This is a genomic window from Butyricicoccus sp. (assembly GCF_050872565.1).
Taxonomy (GTDB): Bacteria; Bacillota; Clostridia; order Oscillospirales; family Butyricicoccaceae; genus Butyricicoccus_A.
Window position 1 is genome coordinate 1 of record NZ_JBNMHC010000109.1, and the last position, 6,528, is coordinate 6,528.

The 6,528-nt window shown below is 46.8% G+C and carries 2 protein-coding genes; both read left to right on the top strand.

Features of this window, described 5'->3' with window-relative positions; all coding sequences use genetic code 11:
* Window positions 1-25 precede the first annotated feature (25 nt).
* On the top strand, window positions 26-4,942 hold the full coding sequence (locus ACR0P9_RS06040; protein ID WP_432618274.1) for a SpaA isopeptide-forming pilin-related protein: 4,917 nt from the start codon (window positions 26-28) through the stop codon (window positions 4,940-4,942).
* A gap of 144 nt (window positions 4,943-5,086) precedes the next feature.
* On the top strand, window positions 5,087-6,528 hold a 1,442-nt coding region (locus ACR0P9_RS06045; RefSeq protein WP_432618276.1), incomplete at its 3' end, for an ATP-dependent helicase.

Genomic DNA, 6,528 nt, shown 5'->3' on the forward strand with positions numbered 1-6,528 from the left:
CTTCTGTGCAGTGCTTTGCTTACATATGTTTGCCAGAGCCGCGCAGCCGACAGCCAGCAACGGCATGGCAATGGAATCGCATATCGTCTCGGCATCTATGGCATATCAGACGGGTGAAGATTGGACAACCATTGATGAAAATACAACCAATATTCCGGCAGATGCCCGATTAAAGGCAATTGTATACTATGATAACGTCGATGCGGATGAATTAGTTCAGCATGACCGAACCTTGGTTTACACGATTCCGGAGCTGTTTCAAAATTCAGCGGTTGCATTAAATACAATTTATGATTCGGATGGCAATAAAATCGGTGATATTACCGTCGATCAAGATGCAAAGCAGATTCGCTTGACCTTTACAGAAGATTTCTTGAAAAAGGAAGAAGGCGAACATACTAAGGTCAGCGGCAGTTTCACGTTCTATACTTCTGCCAATCAAGAGGAAGTAAAGAAAAATCCAACGCAGGAAGTAAAAATCGGTAATACATCCATTCATCTGAACTTTGAGTCGGACAGTAATGCACGACTGGGCACGTTGGAGATTGCTAAGAGTACACCGTCTTACGTTGAAGAAAACGGCGTTCCGTATCTTGTTTATACGCTGACAGCGTCAACCGCGGACGACGCTATGCCGGAAGTAAAGATTGTAGATACGTTTACGACCAATCAGTCGTATGTGGATTCGTATGTTGGCGTCACCGGTACAGAGACTGCCGTTGCCACCAGCGAAACAACCAATCATGCGCCGTATGAAACGGGCACGAATAAAACAAGTACGGTATATCTGGGAACGTCTGTGACAGAACAGAATCCAATCCCGCAGCCGGCGGGAGCCAGTGTGCAGAACCCTGGCGTCATGGTTTGGAATATCGGCGGAATGGATGCCCATGAAACGAGAACACTGACCTATCGTGTCAAGCTGAAATCGACGTATATTGGCATCCAAAGCCGCGGCAATATCGTAAACAAAGCGAACGCATATTCCAAGACATATCCGCATGGTACAGCATCTTCTACCTTTACGCCGAATGTTAGTGCGCAGATCAAAAAAACATTGGGCACATATCAGGCAGATGAGACGGGCGGCGGCATACTGACCTATCAGGTATATGTAAAAGCAAATGACAGAAATACATATGCGCTGCAAAACTTGAAAATTCATGATAATTTGGGCGCAACTGCCGCTTCTTTGTATCCATATGTTGAGTACGTCGAGAGTAGCTTCCGGCTGTACAAGGGCAGTACAGTAGATGAAAGCAAAGCAATGGCATTCCCAACAAATAAACACGCGGGCATGAGCAATCCGGCTATCACCAATTCCAGCACCACAGAACGAAAATTTGATGCCTATATTGGAGATGTAGAGCCGGGCGGCGAGCGGCTGCTTGTCTATCAGATGCATGTAAAACCGGAGGTCTTTGCCAGCACCAATGGAGAAATAAAGATCAAAAATACTGCCAATATCTATTCCGATGATACAGCCACAGGCGGCAACAGCAGATTTGCAAGCTCCAGTCAGGAAAAATCCTTGGGAAAGAAGGTCTGGGACAGAAAGCTCCAGAGCACTGCAACAACGTATGAAAAGAACATTCGTGTTCCAGACAACGAAACAATTTACAATGCAAAGTTGCAGGAAGATTCTTCCGCTGCACGCAGCTTTTCCGTGCCGAAAGGCAGCTATGAGTATCAGGTTGTTGTCAACGAGGATGGCACGTGGGATGTTTCTTCTGCCATTTTCAATGATGCGCTGAAAAATACCTATTTAAAATACACCGGTTATCTGCAAGTCTCGTATTATAAAGAGGGCTTGAGCACACAGCCAGCTACTGATACAGAAGCGGCAAATCAGCTCAAACAAAAAACAGCAGACAGTGTAAAATGGGTCAATATTGACGGACTCAGCCAATTCCAGCTGTCTCCAAAGGATTTGGGACAGAAAGACAAGGGTGCTTATCTGCTGACATACTATGCAACGCCGCAGAATGTATCGGATGTAACACAGGTAACATCCGGTAACTCCTTCGATTTGAGCGGTACAGGCATTGGACCGGGCGGTCAAACCGTGACGATTGCCGGTGTGCGTGTCTCGACGTCCGCAGTTATCGAGGGCGGTAAGAATTTTGAAGCATCAAAATCCGGTTGGTATTATGATTATACCAACAAGGGAACTAGTGATTCTTCCAAGGGCAGATTGTACTGGGTCATTCAAGTCAGCGGCAATGAAATCCCGAAAGACACCGTTTTTCGGGACAAGCCGAGCACCAGCAAGGGTAGCGGCCACTATATGCGCAAAGAAACAATGGTCAATGGCGGCGTGTTTGTCGGAAAGGTTCCAAATGGCAAGAGCTTTACGGAGTACTATGGCAGCATTAGCGACGTGACGAGCGATGCTAACATGCGTAAGTTGTCCGGCAATGAACTAAATGGCGGAAAAGTACCAGCTGATGCAGATTATAGCTGGAGTGCGACCAATCAATACGCCGATTTTACCATGAAGAAGTCCATTGCGCTAAAAGAAGGCGAGAGCATGTACATTGTGCTTTGGACCGCTCCTTCTTATGCATTCAGCAGCTCGCGTGATGCACGCACATATTGGAATGAGCTGTATACTAAAGACAGTTCGTCTTCTGATTTTGTCTCTCAGGGCGATACCAGCATGATGGCAGCAGGTTCCGGTAATGATTTCAAGGAGACCGGCGGCATTTACGACTTTGACGGAAAGAATTGGACAACAAAGAAAGCGATTAATGGCAACAGTGCCAACAAGCTCTTGAAGGATCAGATCAAAGAAGGCGGCACCTATATCGACTGGCGCATTAAGGTCAATTATATCGGTAATACAGAAGGTACGGTACAGATCGAAGACCAACTGCCGGAAGGCGTCGATTTAACCTATGTCAGATATTTCTGGATCGACACGAGTATCCGAAACAGTGCCAGTGCACCGCGGACGGAAGAAATTCCCGCCTGCGAAAACGATCCGGATTGGCAGCGTATGGAGCTGACAGGAAATCTGGATGGAGCCAGCGTAAAATATACCTGCATCTCGTATTACAATGCAAAGACGAGAAAAATTCGTGTTCGCGTGTCCAATCTGCAAAAGGGCGGAGATAAGGATAAACGCTCTTTGGAGTTGCAGGTTGCTGCAAAAGTCACGGATGAAGAGGTTATGCTGGACGCGAAATCCAAAGATTTCGTGAACACCATGACGATTCAAAATGACTCCGGCAAGACGATTTCTACAGGCAGCGCAGTAGCTTCTGTGAGCCAGACAACCATTTCTAAAACCAAATCGGATATTGTGGATGGCAAGCTACCGTTTACGATTACCGTCAACGAACTGAATGAGGATTTACTGAAGGGTTCGGATACCATCACTTTGGTGGATGAGATGCAGAGTCCGCTGCGATTTGACCCAAGCTCGATTCAGATCACAGATAAAAATGGAGCGGTTGTCACCAATCTTTCTCCGAAGATTGAGACAACCAGCACCGGTGAAAAGATGACGCTGACGCTTCCGGACAATCAAAAATTCACCATTACATACCGAGCAATTTTAAATGCGCCGCCGGATACACCAATTGCTGTAAACAATACGGCGTATTGGTACGGCCACAGCAAGAGCGTTGCAAAGATTGATAATGCAAACGTCACCTATCATGTAGAGTCTACGGCGACAACAAAGAATAGTCCGGTCTTGAAAGTAGAGAAGCTGGATAAGGACAATACCACAAAGACACTGGCACATGCTGTGTTTACGGTGCAAAAGGCAAGCTATGACACGGCGAGCAAGCAGTGGAAAGCGGATTCGACGGCAACCGTACATACAGCGGAATCTGGAGATGACGGATTTGCAACCTTTGGCAAAAACGAAACGTTGGAGTATAACACGGTTTACTGTTTGAAGGAAACCAAGGCGCCGGACGGATATGTTCTGGATTCCACACCGAAATATGTTGCGATTGCGCAAAAGGTCGGCGCACTGGGAAAGGAAACGTATCCTGAGGAGCTGAAAACATGGGCAGAGCAAGGCGTTGATGTCTATTACTTAGGTTCCACCTATTCCTATACGATGTACAATCAGAAGGGCTCTATCACATTGGACAAGAGTTTCCTGTACAGCAACGGAGAAGAAATTCCAAAGGGAAAGATTCCGGATTTGACGTGTTCGTTTGGCTTGTATGAATACAAGGGAAGCAACTATGACTACAGCAGAGCAAATAAGCTGCAAACTTTGGAAATTACAAGCAAAGATGGCGAACTGTCCTATCGGAACAATGGCGCTTCGGTAGACAAGCCGGTATTTACCCAACTTCCGGTCGGCGGTCAGTTCTGTGTCTTGGAACTGGATCAAGACGGAAGTCCGCTAAAGAATCATGCGACAGGAACACTGGCGAACGGCACACAGTATACTGTGTCGTATGTGAACGGTGACGATCCGTTGACGGTTCAGAGCACCAAGAACACAACAGCAAAGATTCAAAACCGGTTTCGGATGGAACTTGTGCTGAAAAAAGTCAATGCACAGGATCAGACGCTTTCGGGTGCGATATTTGAAATCTGGGATGGAGATACACTGCATGGAACCTATACGGTAGGCAAAGACGGAACGGTAAAAATCTCTGATTTGGCAGATGGAGAATACAAGATTACCGAGAAACAAGCACCTGCTGGATACAAGAAGAGAACGGATTCCCTTACGATTCAAGTAAAGGACGGTCAGATCTCTTATGCAGACAGCAATACCGGTGATACTTCCGATTGGTTGCTGGAACAGCCGGATCAAGAACAAAATACCTGCACATTGATTGTGACGAACGATCAGCTCAAGTGGCTGCCGACAGCTGGCGGACTCGGCTTATTGCCGCTGACTCTGCTGAGCGGTGGGCTCATAAGCGCGGGTATCTGGATGTTTATCAAGATCAAGCGGAGCTTGTAATCGTGACAGGATGGAGTAGTATATGACTGGGCAGAATCCCTCACGCTGGAATGCAGTGTGAGGGATTTGCTCTGGCTTGATATTTTAGAATGGCAATGATACAATGAATGAGACTATCAATCCAGTAAAGTAAAGGAGAAGCTCATGGAGCAATCGAGATTTGATATACAATACGCTGCGATGCGCGCGGCGATTATTGAACGGGAATTTCAACACTTGAACAACAAGCAGCAAGAGGCTGTTTTTCATACAGAAGGTCCGTTGTTAGTTCTGGCGGGTGCCGGAAGCGGCAAAACAACGGTGCTCATCAATCGAATTATCAATATTTTGCGCTTTGGTCAGGGATTTTCTTATGAATACGCACCGGAAGATGCGACAGAGGATGATTTGCTTTTTTTGAGAGAATACCTGCGCCATCCGACAGAAGACAATCGGATGCGTGCGGAGACCCTGTGCCGCGTCAATCCCGCCCGCCCGTGGCAAATTTTGGCGATTACCTTTACCAATAAAGCGGCAAAAGAGATTCAAAATCGGTTGCAGCGCGCATTGGGAGAAGAATTTGCCAAAGATATTTGGGCGAGCACGTTTCATTCGATGTGTGTGCGCATTTTGCGCCGCGAATGTGATGCCATCGGGTTTGACCGTTCCTTTACTATCTATGATACGGATGACCAGAAGCGTGTATTGACAGCGATTATTAAAACTATGAAGCTGGATGATAAAGTGTTTGATGCGCGCGGAGTGGCAAGTGCCATCGGCAGAGCAAAAGACAATTTGCAGACACCACGTATGTATGCCGTGGAAAACACAGAAGATTATTATAAATCGACTGTGGCAGAGATCTATAAAGAGTATGCCAAGCAGCTCAAAGAGGCCAATGCGATGGATTTTGATGATATTATCATGAAAACTGTGCAGTTGCTGCAAGGCAATCCGGATATTTTAGAGCGCTATCAAAAGCAGTTTCACTATGTCATGGCGGACGAGTATCAGGACACCAACCATGCGCAATATGTATTGACCAGCTTGTTGGCGGGCGGATATGAGAATATCTGTGTGGTCGGTGACGATGACCAGAGTATTTATAAATTCCGCGGTGCAACGATTACAAATATCTTGGAATTTGAAGAACAGTACAAAAACGCCACAACGATTCGTTTGGAGCAAAATTACCGCTCTACGCAGAACATCTTGAGCGCGGCAAATGAACTCATCCGTAACAACGCGCATCGAAAGGGAAAAGAGCTGTGGACGGACAATGGCAGCGGCGCGAAAATTCGTTTCCATCGGTCGGACACGCAGGAGGGCGAAGCGGAATATGTCGCACGCATGATTACCGAAGGCGTCGCAGACGGAAAACAGTTTAGCGATTATGCGATTCTGTACCGCAATCATGTACTGTCTAATAGCATTGAGAGCGCGTTCAAGAGAAATGGTATCCCGTATCGCATTGTCAGCGGTCTGCGCTTTTTTGACCGGGCGGAAGTTAAAGATATGCTGGCGTACTTGTGGGTGATTGCCAATCCGACAGATAATCTGCGTTTGCGCCGCATTATCAATGTACCGGCACGAAAAATCGGCAACAA